At 70.1% G+C, this 25,390-nt stretch carries 21 protein-coding genes; 12 read left to right on the forward strand and 9 right to left on the reverse strand.

The features are described 5' to 3' along the window. Positions 1-15: 15 nt before the first annotated feature. The 5 genes from VSH64_RS36495 to VSH64_RS36515 form a co-directional block, all read right to left on the reverse strand. A complete protein-coding gene (locus VSH64_RS36495) occupies positions 16-1,686 on the reverse strand; it encodes a hypothetical protein (protein ID WP_326567300.1) in 1,671 nt (556 codons plus the stop codon). 88 nt (positions 1,687-1,774) lie between these two features. Then, a complete protein-coding gene (locus tag VSH64_RS36500) occupies positions 1,775-3,238 on the reverse strand; it encodes a DUF7850 domain-containing protein (protein ID WP_326567301.1) in 1,464 nt (487 codons plus the stop codon). Between the two features lie 55 nt (positions 3,239-3,293). Continuing rightward, a complete protein-coding gene (locus VSH64_RS36505; protein WP_326567302.1) occupies positions 3,294-5,384 on the reverse strand; it encodes a PhoX family protein in 2,091 nt (696 codons plus the stop codon). 152 nt (positions 5,385-5,536) lie between these two features. Then, positions 5,537-6,757: an MFS transporter gene (locus tag VSH64_RS36510; RefSeq protein WP_326567303.1), complete on the reverse strand. Its 1,221-nt coding sequence runs from the start codon at positions 6,755-6,757 to the stop codon at positions 5,537-5,539. Further along, positions 6,747-7,223 carry a MarR family winged helix-turn-helix transcriptional regulator gene (locus tag VSH64_RS36515; protein WP_326567304.1) on the reverse strand — a complete coding sequence of 159 codons (477 nt, stop codon included), beginning with the start codon at positions 7,221-7,223 and terminating at the stop codon, positions 6,747-6,749. The genes VSH64_RS36510 and VSH64_RS36515 overlap by 11 nt, the downstream gene beginning before the upstream one ends. 65 nt (positions 7,224-7,288) lie before the next feature. Between VSH64_RS36515 and VSH64_RS36520 the strand changes: the two genes are divergently transcribed. Further along, positions 7,289-7,930 (forward strand): HAD family hydrolase, encoded by a 642-nt coding sequence (locus tag VSH64_RS36520; RefSeq protein ID WP_326567305.1) that lies wholly within the window; start codon positions 7,289-7,291, stop codon positions 7,928-7,930. Positions 7,931-8,002: 72 nt separating this feature from the next. Here VSH64_RS36520 and VSH64_RS36525 read toward each other — a convergent pair whose 3' ends face one another. Further along, positions 8,003-9,091, reverse strand: coding sequence for an inositol-3-phosphate synthase (locus VSH64_RS36525; RefSeq protein WP_220245335.1), 1,089 nt, complete (start codon positions 9,089-9,091; stop codon positions 8,003-8,005). Between the two features lie 82 nt (positions 9,092-9,173). Then, positions 9,174-9,719 carry a PadR family transcriptional regulator gene (locus VSH64_RS36530; protein ID WP_220245336.1) on the reverse strand — a complete coding sequence of 182 codons (546 nt, stop codon included), beginning with the start codon at positions 9,717-9,719 and terminating at the stop codon, positions 9,174-9,176. A 257-nt stretch (positions 9,720-9,976) separates the two neighbouring features. Here VSH64_RS36530 and VSH64_RS36535 point away from each other — a divergent pair, with 257 nt between their 5' ends. The 3 genes from VSH64_RS36535 to VSH64_RS36545 all read left to right on the forward strand — a co-directional run bounded on the left by VSH64_RS36535 (position 9,977) and on the right by VSH64_RS36545 (position 16,408). Continuing rightward, positions 9,977-10,378 carry a DUF5318 domain-containing protein gene (locus VSH64_RS36535; RefSeq protein ID WP_326567307.1) on the forward strand — a complete coding sequence of 134 codons (402 nt, stop codon included), beginning with the start codon at positions 9,977-9,979 and terminating at the stop codon, positions 10,376-10,378. Between the two features lie 733 nt (positions 10,379-11,111). After that, positions 11,112-13,505 (forward strand): transglycosylase domain-containing protein, encoded by a 2,394-nt coding sequence (locus VSH64_RS36540; protein WP_326567308.1) that lies wholly within the window; start codon positions 11,112-11,114, stop codon positions 13,503-13,505. Between the two features lie 281 nt (positions 13,506-13,786). Then, positions 13,787-16,408, forward strand: coding sequence for a transglycosylase domain-containing protein (locus VSH64_RS36545; protein ID WP_326567309.1), 2,622 nt, complete (start codon positions 13,787-13,789; stop codon positions 16,406-16,408). A 131-nt stretch (positions 16,409-16,539) separates the two neighbouring features. On the opposite strand, the gene VSH64_RS36550 is transcribed toward VSH64_RS36545, so the two are convergent. Continuing rightward, positions 16,540-17,604: a Gfo/Idh/MocA family oxidoreductase gene (locus VSH64_RS36550; RefSeq protein WP_326567310.1), complete on the reverse strand. Its 1,065-nt coding sequence runs from the start codon at positions 17,602-17,604 to the stop codon at positions 16,540-16,542. Positions 17,605-17,661: 57 nt separating this feature from the next. Here VSH64_RS36550 and VSH64_RS36555 point away from each other — a divergent pair, with 57 nt between their 5' ends. Further along, entirely contained in the window at positions 17,662-18,729 is a 1,068-nt protein-coding gene (locus VSH64_RS36555) for an ROK family transcriptional regulator (RefSeq protein WP_326567311.1), read from the forward strand. Positions 18,730-18,765: 36 nt separating this feature from the next. Then, positions 18,766-20,331, forward strand: coding sequence for a glycosyltransferase family 87 protein (locus tag VSH64_RS36560; RefSeq protein ID WP_326567312.1), 1,566 nt, complete (start codon positions 18,766-18,768; stop codon positions 20,329-20,331). Here VSH64_RS36560 and VSH64_RS36565 read toward each other — a convergent pair. Next, the gene (locus VSH64_RS36565) at positions 20,328-21,101 is read right to left on the reverse strand and encodes a deoxyribonuclease IV (RefSeq protein ID WP_326567313.1); all 774 of its coding nucleotides are present in this window, start codon (positions 21,099-21,101) and stop codon (positions 20,328-20,330) included. The genes VSH64_RS36560 and VSH64_RS36565 overlap by 4 nt on opposite strands. 113 nt (positions 21,102-21,214) lie before the next feature. On the opposite strand from VSH64_RS36565, the gene VSH64_RS36570 reads away from it, so the two are divergent. The 6 genes from VSH64_RS36570 to rpsR all read left to right on the forward strand — a co-directional run bounded on the left by VSH64_RS36570 (position 21,215) and on the right by rpsR (position 25,388). Beyond that, positions 21,215-22,078: a hypothetical protein gene (locus VSH64_RS36570; RefSeq protein ID WP_326567314.1), complete on the forward strand. Its 864-nt coding sequence runs from the start codon at positions 21,215-21,217 to the stop codon at positions 22,076-22,078. A 130-nt stretch (positions 22,079-22,208) separates the two neighbouring features. Further along, on the forward strand, positions 22,209-23,135 hold the full coding sequence (locus VSH64_RS36575; RefSeq protein ID WP_326567315.1) for a hypothetical protein: 927 nt from the start codon (positions 22,209-22,211) through the stop codon (positions 23,133-23,135). A gap of 85 nt (positions 23,136-23,220) precedes the next feature. Further along, positions 23,221-24,123: a hypothetical protein gene (locus tag VSH64_RS36580; protein WP_326567316.1), complete on the forward strand. Its 903-nt coding sequence runs from the start codon at positions 23,221-23,223 to the stop codon at positions 24,121-24,123. A 104-nt stretch (positions 24,124-24,227) separates the two neighbouring features. Continuing rightward, entirely contained in the window at positions 24,228-24,554 is a 327-nt protein-coding gene (gene rpsF, locus VSH64_RS36585; protein WP_220245346.1) for a 30S ribosomal protein S6, read from the forward strand. A 17-nt stretch (positions 24,555-24,571) separates the two neighbouring features. Continuing rightward, entirely contained in the window at positions 24,572-25,096 is a 525-nt protein-coding gene (locus VSH64_RS36590; protein ID WP_326567317.1) for a single-stranded DNA-binding protein, read from the forward strand. Positions 25,097-25,139: 43 nt separating this feature from the next. Beyond that, positions 25,140-25,388 (forward strand): 30S ribosomal protein S18, encoded by a 249-nt coding sequence (gene rpsR / locus VSH64_RS36595; RefSeq protein ID WP_003098744.1) that lies wholly within the window; start codon positions 25,140-25,142, stop codon positions 25,386-25,388. Positions 25,389-25,390: the final 2 nt, after the last annotated feature.

Below are 25,390 nucleotides of genomic sequence, written 5' to 3' on the forward strand. Positions count from 1 at the left end.
GATCCACCGTAAGCGTCAGCAGGACGCTGCCGCGCGGGGGTCGCGGTCGAATCGGATGCCCGTTCGGCTGACGGAGCCCGCGAAATTGTCGAGGAAGCGACCGAAGGTCAGCGGGCTGCGCGTCGAGGTGAGCACGTCCTGCTCGCCCTGGCAGCGCAGCGCCTGGCGCGCGGCCTCGATCTCAGCCGGCGTGAACACGTGCGGCTGCCCGTCGGTCGCCACGTCACCCGAGCCGGCGTCGGCGATCTCCCACGCGGCGGTGAGCCACTTCGAGTGCCCGGGCCGCCCGCCGGGGATCGACGTGGTGTGCGAGCCGAGGTCGCTGGCCAGGCCGTAGCCGTCGTGCACGCGGACGTCGAGCGACACCAGGTTGCTGATCGCGCCCATGCTGTCGGCCGCAAGCGTGACGTAGGGCCGGTCCGTGGGGAACGTGTACCAGCGCCGTTCCCCGTAGCTGTACACCAGCACGGCCGGCGCGCGCGTCGCATCGGTGACCTCCACGGCCACCCGCATCACCGGCTCACCCAGGAAATCCGACGCCATCACCGGGTGCTCGTGGCCGGTCACCCACGACCAGTACGCGCGCTCGTCGGTCACGCCGACGGCCGCGTGCTGGTTCGCGTACGGCACGCGCAGCCACCCCGCCGCGGCCACCGACCACACGGCGACACCCGCCAGCAGCGCGAACGTCCTGCGCGTCAACGGCAGCGCCATCACCGGCAGGAGCAGCGCGAACAACGCGGGCAGCAGCATCCGGCCGTGCATGAAATCACCGCCGACGCGCACCACGTACAAGGCCAGCAGCACCGCGCCGGCGATCGGCGTGAGCGTGAGGACCCGCGACTTCCGGCTCAGGAACCCCGCCACCGCGAGCACCGGGAGCAACAGCCACAGGTAGTACGGGTCGATGAGGTCGAGCAGGTACGCGAACCCGCGCGACCAGTTGCTCGTGCCCGCTTCCTTGGCCAGCGCGGTGTTCGGCACGAGCAGCCCGTAGTAGCCCATGCGGAACACCTGGTACGCCACCGGCAACGCGACCCCGACACCCAGCCAGCCGAACCCCGCCCGCACCCGCGGCCGGCGCAGCAGCACGAGCGCGGCGAACGCGACCACGCTGAACAACGCCAGATCCGGCCGCACCAGCACGCCGAGGCCGATCACGAACGCCGTGGCCTTCGGCGCCTTGCCCCGCACGAGCAGCCACCACGTGAGGCCGATCCACAACATCGCCAAGCCGGTTTCGAGCCCGGACGTCGCGAAATCGCGAAACGGCGGCAGCGCGCACACGACCAGCGCACCCGCCGGCACCACCGGGCCGTCGTAGAGGCGGCGCGCGCCGTCCATCGCGAAGAACAGCCCGCCGACAGCGCAGACCAGGCCCGTGATCACCGACAGCCACTCGAGCGCCGGCCCCGGGATCGTGCCGAGCCCGGCCAGCAGCCACGTCCACAGCGGGCTGGTGCTGGCCTCCACGCGCTCGCCGACGTTGAACACCGGCCCGTGACCGGCGAGGATCTGCCGCACCGTGCGCAGCACCAGCAGCCCGTCGTCCGACATCCAGCGCCGGCGCCACGCGAGGTACGCGTAGAGCGCCATGGTCGCGAAGGTCAGCCACGTGGTGGGGGATTTCAGCCACGGCGTGGACGCCGCCACGGATTTCGTGGTGGCGGTGGTGGCTGTGGTCATGGCCCCTCTCCCCGGCTGGCTTCACCCAGTCTCGCATCCGGGGGAACGCAGGGCTCGCGCCGCTGGTGGCAGCGCTTCCGGGCCGGGCTCAGGGCGTGGGCGTCGGGCTCGCTGAAGATGCCGGGGTTTCCGAAGGTGCCGGAGTCTCCGAAGGCGTGCCCGAAGGCGGCGGCGGAGCGCTCGGCGACGGTGAAGGGGCCGGCGGCGGAGGCGGAGGTGGCGGGGCCAGCCCGAGGTCCGCGTCGAGGTTGTCGTGCGTCGAGCCGCCGAGCGTGAACGCCGAGGTACAGCCCGTGGCCGGGTCGACGTCGGAGTCCTTCGTCGCGTCGCCCGCGGCCCGCTTGGTCACCGTGAGGCCGTCGGGCAGGTGCGCCACGTCGAAGCACACCTGGTAGGTGCCGTCCTTGCGCTTGTCGAACAGGTACGAGCCGTCGGCCGCGGTTTTCGTGGTGGCCAGCGTGCCGCCGGCGCCGTCCTTGAGGGTCACGGCGAGGTCGGCGACGCCGGGCTCACCGTCGTCCTGCAGGCCGTTGCGGTCGGTGTCGCGCCACACGCGGTCGCCGATCTTGTCGATCAGCGGCAGCGGCGTGACCGTGATCGACGCGGTGGCCGCCTGGTCGGCGAGCGTGCCGCTGGGTGAGGTGACGCCGGTGATCCGCACCTTGTTCACGTGGCCGGTGTCGTTCTCGGCCAGGTTCGGGTGGTCGCACGTGACCGCGTTCGACTTGCCGGGCGCCAGGCCGAACGCGCCGGGCAGCGACGAGCACCACGAATCCACCAGCAGCACGCCGGTGAGCGCCTGCGAGCCGGAGTTCGTGACGGTGGTGCGGTAGTGCGCCGTGTCGCCGGCGGGGATCGTGGCCGACGCGCCCCACTCGCCGGTCTGCGGGTTCTGCACCTCTTCCTTCACCGTGTACGCGGCGAGCTGCAGGTTCACGCAGTCCCACATCACCCAGTTGCGGTTCGTGGTCGCGAAGAACACCACCGACGTGGTTCTGTCCGGCGCCGTCTGCGCCGGCAGGTCCTGGCGCGCGAGCTTGCCGTCGGACTGCACGTCGTGGGTCACGTTCTGCGACTTCTCGAGCAGCGTGCGACCGGCCGAATCCGTGAAGCGCAGGCCGGTGGACTGCGAGTTGGCGCGGTCGGCCAGCGCCGAGCCGACGGAACCCGTGGCGGCCGAGAGCGTGTAGATGCCACCGGGTGCCGCGGGCAGGGTCTGGCTGGCGGAGCTCACACGGCCGTCGGGCGTCTGGATCTGGGCGTTGACCCGGCCGTCGGACGCGTGCGCGGGGTCCGTGACGAGCTTCGGCACCTTGTCCGGCGGCGTGCTGCGCGGCACGGGCGCGGCCGGGGTGAACACGTACCCCGTCGGCGGGCCGCCCGGCGTCGAAGCCTGCTCGACGCTGGGGTTCGGCGCCACGCCACCGCACGCGGGCGGGTCCGCCGCGGGGGCCGACCCGGGCAGGACGACGACGAGCGCGCCCGCCAGCACCAGGGTGCAGGCCGACGCGCCCGCCGTCCGTCCGATCGCGACTCTTCCTGCCCGCCTCACAAGCCGAAGCTATTACTCCGCCCGGGTTCGGCGCAGCGAATGCCACTCCAAAGAGTTACCGCACGCCGATCCGGCCGGCGAGCCCGAAGCGGCCCTTGCGCCACACCGAAACGATCGCCGGCCGCGGCTGCGTGGTGCCGCCGTCGGGCCAGTGCGAAGACGGGTTCGCCGAGCTCGCCGCGTTCTCACCCGGGTGCTGCACGGCCACGAGCACCAGGTGGTCGGTCACGACCGGGCCGCACGTCTCGGCGCCCACCGGCACCGACAGGAACTGCTTCACGTGCCCACGCTCGGGCCCGGACACCGGCACGGAGAACAGGCCGTCGTTGGCGCCGAGCGTGTTGCCGTCGGTGGAGATCCAGAGGTTGCCGTGCGGGTCGAACGCCACGTTGTCCGGGCACGAGATCGGGCTGACCTGGCTCTTCGGGAAGCCACCGAAGTAGGTGTCGGCCGTGGCCGGGTCGCCGCACACGAGCAGCAGGCGCCAGGCGAACCGCGTCGACGCCGAGTCGCCGCGCGCCTCTTCCCACTCGAGCACGTGGCCGTTTTTGTTGGCCACGCGCGGGTTCGCCTCGTCGACGCCCGCCTTGCCGGCCGCGCCGCGGTCGGTGTTGTTGGTGAGCGCCGCGTAGATCCGGCCGTTCACGGGGTTGGGTTCGATGTCCTCGGGCCGGTCCATCTTCGTGGCGCCCGCCTTGTCGGCGGCCTGGCGCGTGAAGACGTACACCTCCTCGGCACTGAATCCGTCCACAAAGGACTTGTTCCCGCTGGCCAGCGGGAGCCACTCGCCGGCGCCGTCGAACTCGCCGTCGGTCGGGAGCTTGCCGGTGCCGTCGATCTCCGCCGCCGGGCTGTCGCCGGTGAACTTGGCGACGTAGAGCGTGCCGTCGTCGAGCAGCGCCGAGTTGTGCCGGCGGGCCAGCGCCGACGTGCCCTTCTTGTACTTGCCCTTCGACACGAACTTGTAGATGTACTCGAACCGCTCGTCGTCACCGGAGTACACGGCGACGCGGCCGTCGGCGGTGATCTTCACGTTCGCGGCTTCGTGCTTGAAGCGGCCGAGCGCGGTGTGCTTGATCGGCGTGGAGTGCGGGTCGTTCGGGTCGATCTCCACGACCCAGCCGAAGCGGTTGGGCTCGTTGGGCTCGCGCGCCACGTCCCAGCGCTTGTCGAAGCGCTCCCACTTGCGCGTGCTCTCGCCAGTGCCGATCACGTACCGCTTGAGCCGCGCGGCCTGCACCGGATCGGTCACCTGTTCGGCGTGGGCGAAGTACTGGTGGAAGTTCTCCTCGCCCGACAGCACGGTGCCCCACGGCGTGACGCCGCCGGAACAGTTGTTCTGCGTGCCGCGCACGCGCTTGCCCGAAGGGTCGGCCGAGGTCTTCAGGTACTTCGACCCGGCCGCGGGGCCGCGGACCTCGAAAACCGTGTCGAGCGTGATCCGGCGGTTGAGCGGGCTCGCCATGGTGCGCAGGCCGCCGCCGATCGGGTCGCGCAAGGTCTGCACCACGGACAGGCCGTGGGCGGCCCAGGCGATCTTCACCTGCTCCTCGGTCGGGTTCGCCGGGTCGTACTGGTCGGCCGGGAACAGGTGCACCTCGGTGGTGTACTCGTGGTTGACCACGAGCAAGTTGCGCAGCCCCAGGGAATCCTGCGGGATCAGGCCCACGAAGTCGTTGTTGTAGCCGAACTGCTCGGCCTGCGCGGCCGCGGTCTGCTTGCGGAAGTCGAACTTCGGCGCACCCGGCACCACGGCGTCGCCCCAGCGGATCACCACGTGCTGGTCGTAGCCCTCGGGGATGCTCACGCGGTCGAGCTTGTTGGGCGCCACGGCGTCGAAGTCGGTGCCGGGCACCGGACGCGGGTGGTTGCCGGGGTGGTTGCCGTGGTTGCCGTGCGACGGTGTCGCCGCCGCCGTGCCGGACAGCGCGGCGAACCCGCCGGCCGCCGCGGCCATCACGGCACCGGCCTTGAACACACCGCGCCGCGAGACGCTCTTCGCGACGTCGCCGAAGTACTCGTTGCCCGAGGGGTTCGGCGCTTCGTGCGAGCACGCGTTGCCGCAACGGTATTCGCAGGTCAGGGGAGAACGGCCGCCGGGGTGAGTGGCGAACAGGGGCAGCAGCCGCCCGCGTTCCGTGGACACAGGGCCTCCAGGTCACTTCAGTAGGGGAACGAAGCGACCGTATGCGGCCAAACCCGACCAAAACGGACGACAAGGTGAACAGCAGGTGTATTCGCTCGAGATGCGCGAAGGCCCCCGGACGGACAGTCCGGGGGCCAGTCACCTGAGACGCGTCAGAGCTCCTCTTCACCCACCAGCGCGGCTTCCTTCGGCACCGCGTGCGGGTCGGCCTTCTTCTCCCGCAACGACAACAGCGCCGCGGCGACGACGCACAGCGCGGCCGCGATCACGAACGGCCCCTGCTCCCAGCCCAGCCAATCGGCCACGTGGCCCACGAGCGTGGCCGCGACGGCGCCGCCGAGCCACCGGCAGAAGTTGTACCCCGCGCTGGCGACCGGACGCGGCGCGTCGCTGATCGACATCGCGGTGCCGGTGAACAGGGTGTTCAGCAGGCCCGAGACCAGCCCCGACAGCACGATCCCGACGACCACCACCGGCTTGCTCGGCACGGCCAGCACCAGCATCAGCACCGTGTAGCCGACCACGGCGAGCGCCGCGGCGTGCCGCTCGCCGAACCGCGCGGCGAGCTTCGGCGCCAGCGCCACGCCGGCCACCGCCACGCAGAGGCCCCAGCCGCAGAAGATCAGCCCGACCGCGATCGCGTTCCAGCCCAGCACGAACGGCGACCAGGCCAGCACCGCGAAGAACGCGGCCGTGTACAGCGCCGAAGCGACCGAAGTGCGCAGCAACCCGGGGTGCTTCAACGCGCGGATCGGGTCGAGCAGCTTGATCGGCTCACGCTTCTCGTGCGAATCGCTCTTCAGGAACACCGAGCACAACACGAGCGCGCCGGCCATCAGCACGGCCGTGCCCAGGAACGGGCCACGCCACGAGATCGTGCCGAGCAGCGCGCCCAGCAGCGGCCCCACCGACAAGCCGACACCCAAGGCTGCCTCGTACAGCAGGATCGCGCCGGACTGCCCGCCCGTGGCCGCGCCGACGATCACCGACAGCGCCGTGGCGATGAAGAACGCGTTGCCCAGGCCCCACACCGCACGCAGGCCCACGAGCTGCTCGATCGACCCGGCGGCGGCGCACAGCGCCGTCGCGGCGACGATCAGCGTGAGCCCGACCAGCACGGTGCGCTTGGCGCCGAAGCGCGCGGACATCGAGCCGGTGAACAGCATCGCGATCACCTGCACGCCGAGGTACGACGTGAACAGCAGCGTGACCTGCGACGGCGTCGCGTCCAGGCCCTTGGCGATCGACAGCAGGATCGGGTCGACCAGGCCGATGCCCATGAACGCGATGACCGCGGCGAACGCCGTGATCCACACTTGCTTGGGCTGGCCCTTGATCGCGTCCAGCAGGCTCGAGTGGTGCTCAGCGCTCATCGCGGATCAGTTCCTCCTCTGTTCGCTTTCCCGGTACGACGTGGAAATCGCGGATGAGCTTGCCGAGCGCGGGCAGGGCCGCGTCGATCGCGGCGCGCTCCTCGTCGGTCAGCTCCAGCAGCCGTTCGCGCATCTGCGCTTCGCGCGCCGCGACGAGCTCGGCGTAGAAGCCTTCGCCCGCCTCGGTGGCTTCGACCAGCACGGCCCGCCCGTCGTCCGGGTCGGGGCGCCGGATCACGAGCCCGAGCCGCTCCAGCCGCCCGACGACGTCGGTCATCGAGGGCATCCGCACGCCTTCGAGCTGCGCGAGGCGGCTCATCCGGCTGGGCCCGACACGAACCAGCTCGGACAGGACCGATCCCTGCGTGGGGGTCAGCACCTGCGAGGTCTCACGGCGCACCAGGTAGTAGAGCCGGAACACGACCGGCCAGAGGCGGTGCGCGAGATCCACGATTCCGGAAGTCACTTAGCCAGGCTAACAAATTTAGTTAGGGTAGCGAAGTAATTCGCCTCACATACTAGGCTGCCCGTATGGACGCGGTGATCTTCGACCTCGACGGCGTGCTGGTGGACTCGGAAAAGACCTGGGACGAGGTGCGCCGCGCGGCGGTCGCGGAGCACGGTGGTACCTGGTTACCCGAATCGACCAGAGCACAGCAAGGGATGAGCACCCCCGAGTGGGCCGCTTACCTCGTGAACACTCTCGGCGCGCGGCTGACGCCCGACGAGATCGCGCGGACGGTGATCGACCGGATGGCCGAGCGCTACGCCGCGGGCCCGCCCGTGATCGACGGCGCGCCCGACGTGGTCCGCGCCGTCGCCCGCCGCTACCCGGTGGCGATCGCGAGCTCGTCGCCGCCGGTGCTGATCCAAGCGTTCCTGCAGGCCTGCGACCTCACGTCGCTGGTGCCCGTGGCGGTGTCGAGCGAGGAAGTCGGCGCTGGAAAGCCCGCGCCCGACGTCTACCTGCGCGCAGCGAAGCTGCTCAACGTGCCGGCCGCGTCGAGTGCCGCGGTGGAGGACTCCACGAACGGGCTGAAGGCGGCCCTGGCGGCGGAAATGGCCGTGTACGCGGTGCCGAACCCGCACTTCCCGCCGGACCCGGCCGTACTGGAGCGGGCCACCACCGTGGTGCGCGACATCAACGAACTGCCCGCCGCACTGGGCCTGTAGACGCCGAGAAGGGCTCCCCGGAAACCGAGGAGCCCTTCTAGCGGCGAGTTCGTTCACCGAGGAGAAAGCGCGTCAGCGCTCCAGCTCGCCGCGGATGAACTTGTCGACCGCGTCGCGCGCGGTGGAGTCGTCGTACTGCTCCGGCGGCGACTTCATGAAGTAGGACGAAGCCGACAGGATCGGGCCGCCGATGCCACGGTCCTTCGCGATCTTCGCGGCACGCACGGCGTCGATGATGATGCCGGCGGAGTTGGGGGAGTCCCACACCTCGAGCTTGTACTCCAGGTTCAGCGGCACGTCGCCGAACGCGCGGCCCTCGAGGCGCACGTAGGCCCACTTGCGGTCGTCGAGCCACTGCACGTAGTCCGACGGTCCGATGTGGACGTTGCCCTTGCCGAGCTCGCGGTCGACCTGCGAGGTCACCGACTGCGTCTTCGAGATCTTCTTCGACTCGAGCCGCTCGAGCTCCTTCATGTTCAGGAAGTCCATGTTCCCGCCCACGTTGAGCTGCATCGTGCGGTCGAGCTGCACGCCGCGGTCTTCGAAGAGCTTCGCCAGCACGCGGTGCGTGATCGTGGCACCGACCTGCGACTTGATGTCGTCACCGACGATCGGCACCCCGGCGTCCTCGAACTTCTTGGCCCACACCGGGTCCGAAGCGATGAACACCGGCAGCGCGTTGACGAACGCGACGTTCGCGTCGATCGCGGCCTGCGCGTAGAACTTGTCAGCCTCTTCCGAGCCCACGGGCAGGTAGGAGACGAGCACGTCGACCTTCGCGTCGCGCAGCGCGCCGACGATGTCGACGGGCGCCTCGTCCGACTCCGAGATGGTCTCGCGGTAGAAGCGGCCGAGCCCGTCGTAGGTGTGGCCGCGCTGCACCGGCACGCCGAGCGGCGGCACGTCGGCGATCTTGATCGTGTTGTTCTCGCTCGAGAAGATCGCCTCGGACAGGTCGTGGCCGACCTTCTTGGCGTCGACGTCGAACGCGGCGACGAAGTCGATGTCGCTCACGTGGTACTCGCCGAACCGGACGTGCATCAAACCGGGCACGCGCGTGCCGGGATCCGCGTCGCGGTAGTACTGCACACCCTGGACCAGCGAGGAGGCGCAGTTGCCGACGCCCACGATGGCCACCCGAACGCGGCGGTTCTCGCCCATGCCGGTTTCTCCTTCAATCCGTTACTTCATCTGCAGGTCTGGCCGTGACGTTTCAGGACGCCGCGGCCCGCGCAGCGCACCCTCACTCCTGCGGGCCACGCTGCTCGGCTTGTTCGTGCGCGATCAGCTCGTTGAGCCAGCGCACCTCCCGCTCGCTCGACTCGAGCCCCAGCCGGTGCAGCTCGCGGGTGTAGCGGTCGATCCTCTCCTCGGCCCTGGACAGCGCCTCGCGCAAACCCTCGCGACGCTCTTCCACGCGACGCCGCCGGCCTTCCAGGATCCGCATCCTGACGTCGGCCGGTGTCCGCGAGAAGAACGCCAAGTGGACGCCGAATCCCTCGTCGTCCCAGGTCTGCGGACCCGCGTCGCCGAGCAGCTCGGCGAACCGCTCCTTGCCCTCGGCGGTGAGCTTGTAGACGCGGCGGCCGCGCCGGGACCAGGCCCGGTCGTCCGCCTCGTCGAGCTCCTCGACGAGGAAACCCGCTCGCAGCAACCGACGCAGGGTCGGGTACAGCGAGCCGTACGAGAACGCCCGGAACATCCCGAGCGTCTCGTGCAAACGCTTGCGCAGCACGTACCCGTGCATGGGTGCCTCGTGCAGCAACCCGAGGATCGCGAGTTCGAGCACACCGCACCCCCTCACGGGAACAAACCGCAGCGGCCGCCGTTGCCCCAGTGGTTACCGGGACGACCGCCTCCATGAACCTACTCGGCAACTATATCGCGCCGATACATCGAAGTGGCGGAAGTAACCCCCGGAAGCGGTCAGACCAGGGCGAACGTCACCAGAGAGTTATCGAATTTCCGGCGTGTCCGAATGGTCGCCCTGGGTACCCGCGCGCAGGGGGCACTGCACACACAGGAAGAGCCCGTACTCTGTTCCTCGTGCTTACCCAGCGGCAGGTCGTGGACTACGCCTTGCAGCGCCGTGCGCTGCTCGCCGGCGTCCGCTCCGGACGCGTCGGCGACCATGAGGTGTGCGACGCGACCCCGTACCTGCTTCGGGCGGCGAAGTTCCACGGCAGGCCCGATGATCGAGCCTGTCCGATGTGCCGCCGGACGCCGTTGACCCTCGTGTCCTGGGTCTACGGCGATGAGCTGAAGCACGTTTCGGGATCGGCGCGGACACCCGACGAACTGGCCCGCATGGCGGGGCTGTTCGGCGAGTTCACCGTCTACGACGTAGAGGTGTGCCGGACGTGCCACTGGAACCACCTGGTCCTGTCCTACGTCCTCGGCACGGGCGAGCCCCAGCCCACCCGGCCGCGGAGGACAGCGGGCCAGTGACGAGTACCAAAACCGCTGCAGAGCACAGGACGGCGCGCACCGGCTCTTCCCGAACGCTGGTGCCGGCAGTGCCGTTCTCGGAGGCCCATTCGTGACCGACGACCGCAACCGCTCCTGGCCCGGCCAGGAGCCAGATGCACCTCGCCGTGCCCAATGGCCGGAGGAAGAGCCGGGCCCCGCCTGGCCGGGTGAAGACGCGCCCCGCCGTCCGCAACGGCAGGCGCCTCCCGGCACTCGACGGGCCGCCCCTCGCGGCAACGCACCGCGGCCGCCTCGCGCGGCCGCCGGCGGCGGCGCCCCGGAATGGCCCAGCGGCGACGAGCCCCGGCGTGGTCCGGACCGGCGTGGTTCAGACCCGCGCGGTGCCGATCCGCGTGGTGCAGACCCGCGTGGGTCCGACCCCCAATGGCCCGCCGACGAACCACCTCGCCGGCCGCAGCGGCCTCCGCAGCGCCCGCAGCAGTCCCAGCGCGTGCCCAACGCCAACGGCCAGGGCGGGATGCCGCCGCGCCGGCAGGCCCCGCCGCCTCCGCCACCGCCCGGTGGCCGCCCGCCCGGCCCCGGCGGTCCGGGTGGTCCGACCGCGAGCCCGCCGCAGGGCTTCCGCCAGCCGGGCCCGCCCGGTCCCGGTGGTCCAGGCCGCACGGGCGCGGGTCCGGCCCGCCGTCCGCCGCAGAACCGGTCCGCGGTTCCGCCGGCCGCTCCGGCGTACCCGGACCGCGAACCGGAGCTGATGACGCACCAGGTGCACAACGGCACCGAGTTCGGCTACGACCCGTACGACGACCGTTATGACGACCAGTACGACAGCGCCGAGCACCCCCAGTACTCCGACGAGGACGACTTCGAGGACGAGGGCCCCGAACTCGACGAGAACGGCAAGCCGATCAAGCCGCCGCTCACGCCGAAACAGCGCAAGAAGCGACGCTGGAAGGTCATCCGGCGCATCGCGTACGCGTGTGTGGGGCTGTTCATCGTGGTACCGGCCGTCGCTTTCGTGATCACGTACTTCATGGTGAAGGTTCCTTCCCCGCAGGACGTGAAAGCGTTGCAGAGCCAGCCGATCACGTTCTTCTACGCCAACAACCAGGTGATGGGCCGCAGCGTGCCGCCGAGCGGCGACCGCGAACTGCTGCAGCCGAACCAGATCCCCGACGTGGTCAAGCACGCGGTGTACTCGGCCGAGGACAAGACGTTCGAGACCAACTCGGGCTTCGACATCAAGGGCATCCTCGGCGCGGTCTACAACCAGGTCACCGGTGGCACCGGTGGTGGTTCGACGATCTCGCAGCAGTACGTCAAGAAGGCCACGGAAAACGAAGCCCCGACGCTCACCCGCAAGTGGACCGAGCTCGCGAAGTCGTTCAAGCTCAACAACGAAGAGTCCAAATCGGACATCATCACGGGCTACCTGAACATCGTGTACTTCGGCCGCGGCGCCAACGGCATCGCGGCGGCCGCGAAGGCCTACTACGGCAAGGACGTGAGCCAGCTTTCCCCCTCGGAGGCGGCGCTGCTCGCCGGTCTGATCCAGCTGCCGAGCAAATCGGAGGACCCGGCCTACACCCAGCGGCGCTGGTCGTACGTGCTGGACCAGATGGTGGCCAACGGCTGGCTCTCGAAGGCCGACCGCGAAGCCGCGACCTTCCCCAAGCTGATCCCCAAGGGCACGCAGGCGAAGGAAAACGCGGGCACCCTGGACTACTTCATCCAGCAGCGCATCATGGACGAGCTCGAAGCCAAGGGCTACGACCAGGACAAGCTGTATTCGTCCGGCGCGAAGATCTACACCACGATCGACCCGGCCGCGCAGCAAGCGGCGGTGCAAGCCGTGCAGGACAACATGAAGGGGCAAACCGACCCCGACATCCTGGGAGCTCTGGTCGCCGTCGACCCGAGAACGGGTGGGGTCGTGGCCTACTACGGCGGCCCCAACACGATCAAGGACGACAACGGCAAGGACACCCTGGGCAACGACTGGGCGAACACCCCGCAGAACCCGGGCTCGTCCATGAAGCCGTACGACCTCACCGCGTTCCTCAAGATGGGCAAGGGCCTCGGCGAGATCTTCGACGGCACCAACAACCGTGAGCTCGGCGGCCGCATCGTGCGCAACGCGGGTGAGAGTGCCAGCTGCGGCAAGGAGTGCACGGTCAAGAAGGCCATGGAGGTCTCGGCCAACACCGTGTTCTACGACATGGTGCTGAACGTGACGAAGCCGGCGCCGGTGGCCGAAGCCGCGAAGGAAGCCGGCGTGCAGCCTGCTCCGAAGGGCAAGGCGAAGCTCGGCACCAACGACGCCAACATCGCGCTCGGCGGTGGTGAGACGTCGCTGACCCCGGAGGACCAGGCCGCGGGTTACGCGACCTTCGCCTCGGGCGGCATCTACCGCCCGCAGCACTTCGTCTCGAAGCTCACCAACTCCCAAGACGAGGTGCAGTTCGACGAGGCGACGGTGCAGGGCAAACCGGCGTTCGACCCCGACGAGCAGAAGAGCCAGCAGATCGCGGGCAACGTCACCGACGCGCTCCAGCCGGTCATCAAGGAATCCCACCTGAAGTGCCCGACCGGCCACGACTGCGCCGGCAAGACCGGTACGCAGCAGTTCGACCCGGGCAGCGCGAAGAACCTGCCGAAGGGTTACGCGGACCGCAACGCCCAGACCTGGATGGTGGGCTACACCTCCTCGATCTCGGCGGCGGTGTGGATCGGCGGTGACGGCAACAAGCCGCTGCACGACAAGAACAACAAGCCGATCTTCGGTGCCACGATCGCCGGCCCCGCGTGGCAGGACTTCATGGACACCTACCTCAAGGGCAAGCCCACGGAGAAGTTCCCGAAGGTCGACCCGATCGGCAAGGACGCCGACACGGTCACACCCACGAGCAGCAGCAGTCGCTCGGTGACCACCACGCCGAGCACCAGCTCGACCACGAGCACGCCGACCAGCACGTCGAGCTCGACCACGAGCGAGACGACCTCGTCGGAGACCACCACCACCACCAGCCGTCCCGGCGGGATCTTCGGCGGTGGCCCCGGCAACGGTGGCGGTCCCGGCCGCAACGGCGGCGGCGGTGACGGTGGTGGAGTCGAGGTGACCCCACCACCGAAACAGCCCGGCGGGTAGCGACCCGCGGTTCCTCGAAGAGGGCTCCTTTCCGGTTCAGGAGGGGAGCCCTTCTTCGTGAGTGAAGTCCGGCCGGCAGCTTCGCCGGCGCCCCGGAGTGACCCAGCCGACATCGCCCGGCCGAGCTACTGGGCGTACTTTTGTCCGGTTCAGCCCGCGCCGGGGCCGTTACGCAGAGATACCCACCACCGCTCGAGTGAACCCACCCCACCCGCGGTGCGTCCCTTTGGTGAGGGGATCTGCGCCCGCAGCACGCCCGCGTCCGAGAAGAGGATCCGCACGTGAACGACGACCGCAACCGCTCCTGGCCCGACCGGGATCCCGATCCGCGGCGTCAACCACCTCCTGCCGGCCGGCAGGGGCCACCACCGTGGGCCCGCAACCAGCCGCCGCAGGGCGGCGCACCTCGCACGCCGCCGCCGGGCAACCCCGCGCAGCCGGGTCCCCGCGTGCCCCCGAACCGGCCCGGCACCCCGCCGCCCGGCTTCCGGCAGCCGCCGCCCGGCGCGCGCCGGCCCGGCCCGCAGCCCGGGCCGCGTCGTGAGCCGGAGCTGATGACGCACCACGTGCACAACGGCACGGCCGACGACCGCTACGACGCGGGTTACGACTCGGGCGCACCGCTGGACCCCGACGACGTCTACCCCGACGAGCCGGAACTCGACAAGAAGGGCCGGCCGGTCCTCACGGCCGCGCAGAAGAAGAAGCGGCGCTGGAAGATCATCCGGCGCAGCGTCTACGCGTTCGTGGGCATCTTCATCGTGATCCCCGCGATCGCGTTCGTGATCACGTACTTCAGCGTCGACGTGCCTTCGCCGCAGAGCGTGGCGCAGGGCCAGAGCCAGGCCGTGACCTACCTCTACGCCGACGGCTCGCCGATGGGCAAGGACGTGCCGAGCGGCGGCAACCGGCAGATCCTCACGTCCGACCAGATTCCCGACATCATGAAGCACGCGGCGATCGCGACCGAGGACTCGTCGTTCGAGACCAACTCGGGCTTCGACGTCACGGGCATCCTGCGGGCCGTGTACAACCAGGTCACCGGCGGTACCGGCGGTGGCTCCACGATTTCCCAGCAGTACATCAAAAAGGCCACCGACAACGACGCGCCCACGCTCACCCGCAAGTGGACCGAGCTGGCGAAGTCGTTCAAGATGAACCAGACGTACTCGAAGCAGGACATCATCACCGCGTACCTGAACATCATCTACTTCGGGCGCGGTGCGTACGGCGTCGGCGCGGCGTCGCAGGCCTTCTTCCACAAGGACGTGAAGGACCTCAGCTTCTCCGAAGCCGCGCTGCTGGCCGGCCTCATCCAGCAGCCGGGCCGCTCGGAGAACGCGAAGGTGGCGCACGACCGCTGGAACACCGCGCTCGACCGCATGGTGGAGAACCACTACATCACCGCGGCCGACCGCAAGGCGGCGCAGTTCCCGACGCCGATCCCGCTGTCGGAGGACAAGAACGACTCGAGCGCGCCGTACCGCTTCATCTCCGACCAGGTGAAGGCCGAGCTCGCGGCGCACGGCATCTCGGACGACCAGTACTACTCCGGCGGCTACACGATCCAGACGACCATCGACAAGAAGGCGCAGGGCCTCGCCGAGCAGGCGGGTGCCGACGCGCTCGCGAACCAGTCGGACAAGCGGCTGCTCGACGCGCTCGTGGCCGTGGACCCGAAAACCGGTGGGGTGCTCGCGTACTACGGCGGGCCGACGACCATCGACGTGAACGGCCAGAAACAGGCGGCCCGCGACTGGGCCGACACCCCGCAGAACCCCGGTTCGTCGATGAAACCGTATGACCTCACGGCGTTCCTCAAAATGGGCAAGGGGATCAACTCGACCTTCGACGGCCGCAACAACCGCGAGTTCGACGGCCGCATCGTGCGCAACGCCGGTGACAGCGACAGCTGCTCGGAACAGTGCACCGTGGCCGAGGCCATGAAGATCTCGGCCAACACGGTCTTCTACGACATGGTCCTCAACGTCACCAAGCAGGGCCCGGTCGAGCAGGCCGCCGAGGAAGCCGGCGTAAAGACCAAGGACAACGGCGGCGGCAACTCGCAGATCGACATCTCCAACAACAACATCTCGCTCGGCGGTGGCGACACCAAGATCACGCCGGCCGACCAGGCGTCGGGTTACGCCACCTTCGCGGGCGACGGCCAGCAGCGCGACCGCCACTTCGTGCTGAAGGTGACGAACGCGCAGAACGAGGTCGCCTACGAAGCGCAGGCGCAGCCGGCCAAATCGGCGTTCGCGGACGGCGATGCCGAGCTGAGCAAGCAGATCGCGGGCAACGTGACCGAAGCGCTCAAACCCGTGATCGGCTTCTCGAAGCTGAAGTGCCCGACCGGCCACGAATGCGCCGGCAAGACCGGAACGCAGCAGCACACCAAGCGCGCGGGTGAGCCGGCTTCGGCCGCGAACGCCAACGCGCAGACCTGGATGGTCGGCTACACGTCCTCGGTCTCCGTGGCGGTGTGGGTCGGTGGCGACGGTGACCTCGACCTGCACGGCAAGGGCAGCACGCCGATCTTCGGTTCGACGATCGCCGGCCCGCTGTGGCAGAAGTTCATGACCGGCTACCTCGCGGGCAAGCCGGCCGACCACTTCTCGCAGGTCGACCTGATCGGCGCCGCGGCCCCGCCGACCGACCAGCCGAGCGACACGAACGTGCCGCCGGGGGACATCACGCCGACGAACGACCCGGGCGACCCCAACAACCCGGGCAACGGCAACGGCGACGGCAACAACCCCGTGAACCCCGGTGACCCCAACGGCCCGGGCAACGGCAACTTCCCGTCGTTCCCGACCCGGCCGACCAAGCCACCGCACCACCCGCCCTCAGGCGACCCGTCCGACACCCCGATCGACACCGGGGAACCGACGAACAACTGACCGGGGAGTCGCCACAAGAAAAGGCTCCCCCTGTCCGGAAATCCGGACGGGGGGAGCCTTTTTCCGCGCCCGCACAGGAAAGCGGGGGAGGCCGCGAGCTCGGCACTGGGGGTTACCGAGGTCGCGGCGAGCTAGTCGAGCGTGATCACGCGGCCGTCGGCGCCGGAGCGGTGGGCGGCTTCGATCACGCGCAGCGCGGCCACGGAACCCGCCGGGTCCACGGGGAACGCCGCTTCGCCGCGCAGGGCATCGCGCACCTGGGCGTAGAAGTCCTCGTAGCGGCCGACCTCGGTGGGCACGGTTTCGGTGTGGTCCGTGCCGTCGTCCACGCCGAGGGTGCCGGCGTCGGCCGCGGGCTCCACGCCCCACCCTTCGTCGCCGGGGCGCAGGCCGTCCTTGATCTGGGGTTCCTGCACGTCGAGGCCGTACTTGGTGAAGGCGGCGCGATCGCCGAGCACGCGGAAGCGCGGGTTGCGCGTGGCGGCCAAGGCCGAGGACCACAGGTGCGAGCGCACGCCGTTGGCGTGGTGCAGGGCCACGAACACGTCGTCGTCCACGTGCACGCCGGCGCGGCGCCGGTCGACCTCCGCGTAGACCTGCGTGACCGGGCCGAACAGCTGCAGGGCCTGGTCGACGATGTGCGCGCCGAGGTCGTAGAGCAGGCCGCCGGCCTCGGCCGGGTCGCCGTGCTCTCGCCAGTTGTCCTTGATCTTCGGCACCCAGCGGTCGTAGCGGGACTCGAAGCGGAACACGTCGCCGAGCCGGCCGGACTCGATCACCTTGCGCACGGTCAGGAAGTCGGAGTCCCAGCGGCGGTTCTGGAAGACGGTGAGGCCGACGCCCTTGGCCTTCGCCGCGGCCACGACCTGCTCGGCCTCGGCGGCGGTCGGCGCGAACGGCTTGTCGACCACCACGGGCAGGCCGAGTTCGATCGCGCGCAGCGCGAGCGGCACGTGGGTGCGGTTCGGCGTGCTCACCACCACCAGGTCGAGGTCACCCGCCTGGGCGAACAACGCGTCGGCGTCGGGCACGATCTCGGTGCCGGGGTAGTCGGTACGCGCCTGGGCGGCCCGTTCCGGGTTCGCCGTCACGATCGCCGCGGGCACCAGGCCCGGCGTCGCCGCCACCAGCGGCGCGTGGAACACGCGGCCGCCGATGCCGTACCCGAGGATGCCGACTCGCAAGTCATCAGCCATGCCGCCCATTAAACAACACTGTTGCGTAACTAGCCAGTTCTTCGGGAGGATCTCCGGATGGCCGAAACCGGAGTGAACCTGCGCGGGCTGCGCCGCCACAACAGAGCGCTGCTGCTCGGTCACATCCTGCGCGCCGGCGGGCTCAGCCGCGTGGAGCTGGCCGAGCGCTCGGGCCTCACGCAGCAGGCCGTGTCGAAGATCGTGGCCGAACTGCTCGAGACTCAGCTGCTCGACGTCGAACGGCAGGCCTCGGCCGGGGTCGGCAAGCCGCGCACGCAGCTGCGGATCCGGCCGTCGGCCAAGTGCGCCCTCGGCGCGCAGCTCGACCGCGACGGGTTCCTCGTGCTGCGCACGGGCCTGTCCGGAGAGGTCGAGGACACCGTGGAAGGACCGCTGCCGGTCGGCTTCACGCCGGAGCAGGCGGTGACCGCCGTGGTGGACGCGACGCGCAAGCTGCTCGCCGACGTCGATCCGGCGCGGGTGCTGGGCCTGGGCGTCGGCGCCGTGGGACCGCTCGACCGCCGCGAAGGCCGCGTGCGCGATGCCACGAACATGCCGGGCTGGCACGACGTGCCCCTTCGCGACCTCATCGCCGAACGCACCGGACTGCCGGTCACGCTCGACAAGAACACGAACTCGGCCGCGGTCGCCCACACCTGGCCCGACACGCCGGAGACCGCCACGGCCGTGGTGCTCGTGGGCACCGGCATCGGCGTCGGGCTGCTGGTCGACGGCAACGTGTACCGCGGCCCGCGCACCAACGCCGGTGAGTTCGGCCACACCACGATCGCCTACGACGGCCCGCGCTGCGCGTGCGGCCGCCGCGGCTGCGTGGAGATCATGCACCGCAGCGCGGCCACGCCGGCCGAGGCCGCGCGGCTGCTCGGGATCGGGCTCGCGGACCTCGTGCAGGTCCTTGACCTGGAACGCATCGTGCTGTTCGGCCGCACCGTGCGCGCGTCGCCCGACGTCTACCGCGACACGGTGGGGGCGCAGCTGCGCGAGCTGCTGCCGGTGCCGACCTGGCAGCGCATCGACGTGGAGCTGAGCGACCTCGGCGAGGAAGCCGTGGCCCTCGGTGGGGCATTCGAGGTGCTTGCCGGGTTCTACTCCGACCCTAAATGACAGGCGCCTGACCTGCGGCCAGATAGCATCCGCGACGTGCCCGACCAAGCCACCGCCGAAGAGCCGGACGCGGCTCCCCGCACGCTGACCCCAGCGGAGCGGATCGTGCCGAGCTGGAACGACCCGCTGGCCGCCGCGGCGACGAGACCGATCGGCGGGCCGCTGGGCGAACACGCCGCCGTGGGCCGGCACTGGTTCTGGTCGCCGCAGCGCGTGGGCCTGGGGCTGGCGGTTCTGGCGCTGGTGCTGTGCTGGTTCGGCAAGGCGTCGTGCATCCAGCAGTACCAGGACTCCAGCGGCGCCTCGCAGCTCGACTGGCGAGCGGGCCGCCCGTTCGTCGCGATGTGCTACTCGGACATCGTGCCGCTCTACAGCTCCGAGCGGCTCAACGACCCGAAGACCTTCCCGTACGTCTCGTCGTGGCAAGAAGACACGGCGACCGCGGAGAACCAGACCCGCTACATGGAGTACCCCGTGCTCACGGGCCTGTTCCAGTGGGTCAACGCGAAGCTCGCGGCGGGCTGGTACTCGGCCGCGAACTCCGGCTGGCTGCCCGGCGCGCTGCCGGTGGCGATCTACTTCAACATCTCCGCCTTCTGGCTCGCGCTCGCCTGGCTGGTCACGGTGTGGGCGACCGGGCGCACGATGAAACGCCGGCCGTGGGACGCCTTGCTGGTGGCGATCTCACCGCTGGTGCTGGTGCAGGCGTTCACGAACTTCGACGCCATCGCCACGGCGTTGACCGCCGCCGGCATCCTCGCGTGGTCGCGCAAACGGCCGGAGATCGCGGGCCTGCTGCTCGGGCTCGGGGCCGCGGCGAAGCTGTATCCGTTGCTGTTGCTGGGCGTGCTGTTCGTGCTGTGCCTGCGCGCGGGGAAGCTGCGCGCGTGGGGCAGAGCGGCGGGCATCACGGTGCTCACGTGGCTCGCGGTGAACGTGCCGTTCATCCTCATCGCGACGCACGGGTGGTGGGAGTTCTTCCGGCTCAACACCTTGCGGCCGATGGACCCGGACTCGCTCTACAACGTGATCTCCTACACCACCGGCTGGGCCGGCTTCGACGGCGTGCTCCAAAAAGGACAGACGCCGGCGATCCTCAACACCGTGATCGCCGTGCTGTTCCTGCTCTGCTGCGCCGGCATCGCGTACGTGGCGCTCACCGCGCCGCGGCGGCCGCGCTTCGGGCAGCTCGCGTTCCTGGTGGTGGCGGCGTTCCTGCTCACCAACAAGGTGTGGAGCCCGCAGTACTCGCTGTGGCTCGTGCCGCTGGCCGTGCTCGCGATCCCGCGCTGGCGGCTGCTGCTGGGCTGGATGGTGATCGACGCGCTGGTGTGGGCGCCGCGGATGTTCTACTACCTCGGCATCGACCACAAGGGACTGCCGGAAGGCTGGTTCCTCGGCACGGTGGTGGTGCGCGACCTCGCCGTGGTGGGCCTGTGCGTGCTGGTGATCCGCGAGATCTACCGGCCGCGCACCGACCTCGTCCGCCTGTCCGGCGACGACGACCCGGCCGGTGGCGTGCTGGAACGCGCGCGTGACCGGGTGAAGTTCGCGGGGTTCGGGAGGCACCGCAAGCCGGCACCTCCCGTTCCGACGTCCTAGGCGGTCTGCTTGCGCAGGTAGGCGATGTCCGCGGCCTGGCCCTCGCTCGGGGTCTCGACGACCACGGGCGCGCCGGCCTTGCGCACGACCTCGGCCAGCAGCTCGGGGTCGATCGTGCCCTCGCCGCCGACCACGTTGGCGTGGCGGTCGCGGTTCGAGCCGAACTCGTCGCGCGAGTTGTTGAGGTGCACCAGATCGATGCGGCCGGTGATGGCCATGACCTTCTCCACGGCGTCGGCCAGGTCCCAGCCGGCGGCGTAGGCGTGGCAGGTGTCGAGGCAGAACCCGGCGCCGAACTCGCCGACCTCGTCCCACAGCCGCGCGATCACGTCGAGCTCGCGGGTCATCGCGTTCTCGCCGCCGGCGGTGTTCTCGATGAGCACCGGCACGGCGAAGCCGCCCTTTTCCGCCTCGCGCTCGAAGAGCTTGCGCCAGTTGGTGAGGCCCTCGGCCACATCGTCACCGGCGCCGACGTGGCCGCCGTGCACGATGAGCCCCTTCGCGCCGATCGCGGCCGCGCCGTCGGCGTGCTGCGTCACGTTCTTGCGCGAGGGGATGCGGATGCGGTTGTTCAGCGACGCGACGTTGATCAGGTACGGCGCGTGGATGAACACCTCGACGGGCGACTCCTTGATCGCTTCCCCGTGGGGGTGCGGTTTCGGAGCCTTCCACCCCTGCGGGTCGGACAGGAAGAACTGGACGACGTCGGCTTCTCGCTCGGCGACGGCGGCCAGCGGATCGTCGTCGCGGACATGGGCGCCAATCTGCATGCAAGCACGCTACCCCCGGGTGAATCCGCACCTGACGCCCCAGTTGGTGACGCTCGTGGAGTACCGTGAGCGCGTTCCGTGATCCATGTTCGGGCAGACGGAGGGGTTTTTGCATGGGGAAGCACGCCGCCCGGATCACCACGTTGGGGATCGCCGTCGCGCTGCCGGTTCTCTCGGCCGCGCTCGCCCTCCCCGCCACGGCTTCCGCGGACCCGAGCCCCACGCTTGACGGCGACTGCGCGGCCACGCTGCAGAACGGCAAGTCCGGCAACGGCTTGTCGCTCGACGCGGGCGCGCCGCTCAACGCCCCCGGCCGGCTCACGGTCGGCCTCGACTCGAAGGCCAAGCAGGCCGACGGCCAGAACCCGCTCTTCACGCTGCCGGTCGGCGACGTCGTGCGCGGCCTGGGTGTCGGCGAGGTGCCGGTGGTCGGCGACGCGGCGACCAACACCGTGTGCCCGCTCGCGCAGAACACCGCCAACGCCACCGGGCACGCCACGCAGAGCCTGATCGGCGGCGTCACCAATCCGGCGCCGCCCGGCACCCCTCCCGGTGACAACCCGCCCGGCGACAACCCGCCGGGAACGCCTCCGGGAACACCTCCGGGAACACCTCCCGGCACTCCGCCTGGTGGCCCCGGTTCGCCCGGACAGCCCGGCGGTCCCGGCAGCAGCCTCGACCCGGTGATCACCGGCGCAGGTGACCTGTCCGGCCTCGACTCGATCGCGGGCATCTTCACCAACGCGGCCATGCTGCCCTCCGGGCTCGTGCAGGCGCCGCCGGTGATCACGCAGGTCATCCCCGGCCAGCTGCCGGCCGACCAGGTGCCGACCGTCGACGCGAAGAAGTCGGGCACCGCGGAAGCGCTGCCGGCCGTCACGCCGCCGGCGAAGCTGCCGATGCTCATCGCGGTGCTCGCGCTGGCCATCGTCGCGGCGGCGCTCGTGCGCGCGTGGCTGCGCCGCAAGACCGCCTGACGTTCACGGGCGGTGACCCGCTTCCACCCGAACGCCTGACATCGGTGGCCGAGCGGGCGTCACTCGTTCCCGTTACCGTCGTTGTCCAGGGAAGATGATTTCCCCGGATCTGCGAACCGACGGAGGCTCGATGGCGCACCGCACCCGCAGGGCCACCGCGGTCGGAGCCGCTGCCTTCGTGCTGGCCGGGTCGGCTGCGCTCGCCGCGCCGTCGACGGCTTCCGCTGCGCCGGCAACGCTGACCACCACGTGCGGGTCCACGATCACCGCTCATCCGGGGGACAAGGTCCAGATCAAGACGCTGCTCGGGCCGGTCGATCTCGGATTGGTCGGCAAGGTGTCCGGAGTGCTGACCGGGGCCGTCGACTCGGTTCTCGGAGCGCTCTGCAAGGTCACGGTGAACGTGGTCGACACCGTCGTCGCGCCGGTGCCCGTGGTGGGTGCGCCGGCCGCGGGGGCGCTGAACCAGACCGTCGCCGGGACCACGAACACGCTGCAGCAGGGCGTCGACTCGACGCAGCGCGCGCTGAGCGGTGGAGCGCCCGCGCAGCAGAACCCCGGCAGCCCGCAGCAGCCGCCGGCCACCGGTCCCGGCGCGCCGCAGGGCGGCAATCCCGCTGGTCAGACCCCGATTCCGCCGGTGAACAGCCCGCTGCTGCCGCTGTCGGGTGGCGGGGGCGGCGGTGGTCTCGGCTCGCTGTTCCCGGGTTTCGCGAACTTCTCGAACCTGCCGTTCAGCACGGGGTACGCGCCGATGCGCGACTACAGCGACATCCCGATGGCGATGGCCGGGCTGTTCTCGCCGTCGCCGGCGTTGCGCTACGGCAGCCAGATCCCGGGGTACGCGCCGCAGTACGGCCTGTCGAACCCGGGCCAGCCGTCGGCCGGCAACGCGAGCGTGCAGAACGCGGGCGAGGCGCAGGCGTTACCGCTTACCGGCGATGACCACACGAACGGGTTGGACTGGCCCGTGCTGGTGGCAGTTCTTGCACTCTCCGGAGTCAGCGCGGGCCTGGTGCGCACCTGGGTGCTCCGCCGAATGGCCGCTGCGAGTTAGACCGACTCACCAGTATCTTTTCGGGGTCCCGTTCGTTTTACCTGTCGCGATGGTCGACGCCCGAAGACCCTGGAGGACAACGCTCGTGCCGAAGAACACCACCTGGCTGAGAACCCGGCAGGCACTGAGCGTCACCGCATTGGCCGCCCTCGTGACGGGCGGCGCGTTCCTCGGCTCGGGCACCGCTTCGGCGGCCACGACGCTCGCGAACCAGTGCACGGGCTCAGTCAGCGGCAGCATGGGCGACACGGTCGCGTTGCCGGGCTCCTCCGTCAGCGCGCTGGCGAAGCAGGCCGCGGCGGCCAAGCAGCAGTCGCTGCTGTGGATCATCCCGCTCAACGGCGTGGACCCCAACGGCGTCGCGAACGCGCTGGCCGGTCAGACGCTCACCGTCGGCCAGGTGCCCAGCTCCTCGGGCGGCGCCATCGACGGCAAGACCATCGGCAGCGCCGTCGGGCAGGCGCTGCAGGGCAACGCGGCGCTCGGCTGGAGCGCAGACACGAAGAAGCAGGTGCTCGACGCGATCACCACCTCCGTCGCGTCGAACTGCGGGCTGACCACGCTGGCCACGAACTACTCGCCGCCGACCTCGTCCTCGTCGACGCCGCCGAGCAGCGCATCGCCGTCGACCTCGCCGACCACCACGAACCCGGACGGCAGCCCGCTCGCGAACCTCATCCCGGGGTCCACCGGCACCGCGCCGCAGCGCGACTACAACGGCATCCCCACGGCGACGCCCGGCACCGCCGTCGCCCCCGGCGTCCGCTACCCGGCCAACGGCACGCTGCCCGGCTCGGCCGTGCCCGAGACCGGTGGGCAAGACCCGCAGAGCCAGGGCCCGGACGTGCGCAACGCCGGCAACGCCGAGGCGCTCGCAACCTCCGGCGGCGCGTCCGACGTGCAGCTGCCGATGCTTCTCGCGGTGATCGTGCTGGCGGGTGTCACGGCCGGGCTGGTGCGCACCTGGGTGCTGCGCCGGGCCTCCTGACGGGCCTCCCGACAAGACTGTCGGTACCCCCAGGTACGCTTACCTGGACAAACCCTCCTGCCACGGACAGTCCGTGGCCGCGAGCCCATAGGAGGTGAGTGGTTGTGTCACGCCATTACGAGGTAATGGTCATCCTGGACCCCACGCTCGACGAGCGTACGGTCGCCCCCACGCTGGACAACTTCCTCAACGTGATCCGCACTTCGGGCGGAAGCGTCGAGAAGGTCGACGTCTGGGGCCGCCGTCGCCTGGCGTACGAGATCAAGAAGCACGCCGAGGGCATCTACGCGCTGCTCGACCTGAACTCCGACTCCGACGCGGTCAAGGAACTCGACCGTCAGCTGTCGCTGCAGGAGACCGTGCTGCGCACCAAGGTCATGCGCCGCGAGGTCAAGCGCGCCGCGGCCAAGCCCGTCGCCGCCAAGGCCTGAGCCGAAGGGACGTCCCCGTGGCTGGAGACACCGTCATCACGGTGATCGGAAACCTGACCTCCGACCCGGAACTGCGTTTCACCCCGTCCGGCGCGGCGGTCGCGAACTTCACGGTCGCGTCCACCCCGCGCACCCTCGACCGCCAGTCGGGCGAGTGGAAGGACGGCGAGGCGCTGTTCCTGCGCTGCAACATCTGGCGCCAGGCGGCGGAGAACGTCGCCGAGTCGCTGACTCGTGGCGCCCGGGTGGTCGTGCAGGGCCGGCTGAAGCAGCGGTCCTTCGAGACCAAGGAAGGCGAGAAGCGCACCGTCGTCGAGCTCGAGGTCGACGAGATCGGGCCCTCGCTGCGCTACGCCACGGCGAAGGTCAACAAGGTCAGCCGCGGTGGCGGCGGTGACTTCGGCGGCAGCGGCGGTGGCGGTGGCGGCGGCAACCGCGGAGGCGGCGGTGGCGGCGGCATGCCGGCCGACGACCCGTGGGGCTCTGCCCCGCCCGCGAGCGGTGGCGGCGGCGGCGGTTTCGCCGACGAACCCCCGTTCTGATCTCGTACTTTTACACCTCAAGATTTGAATCCAGGAGAAGACAGTGGCCAAGCCACCCATCCGTAAGCCCAAGAAGAAGGTCTGCGTTTTCTGCAAGGCCGAGAAGAAGGGCCGCCCGGAGCTGATCGACTACAAGGACACCAACCTGCTGCGGAAGTACATCTCCGACCGCGGCAAGATCCGTGCCCGTCGCGTCACCGGCAACTGCAGCCAGCACCAGCGTGACATCGCCATCGCGGTGAAGAACTCGCGCGAGATGGCGCTGCTTCCCTACACCTCGACTGCCCGCTGAGG

It is taken from the genome of Amycolatopsis rhabdoformis (assembly GCF_035918295.1).
GTDB lineage: Bacteria > Actinomycetota > Actinomycetes > Mycobacteriales > Pseudonocardiaceae > Amycolatopsis > Amycolatopsis rhabdoformis.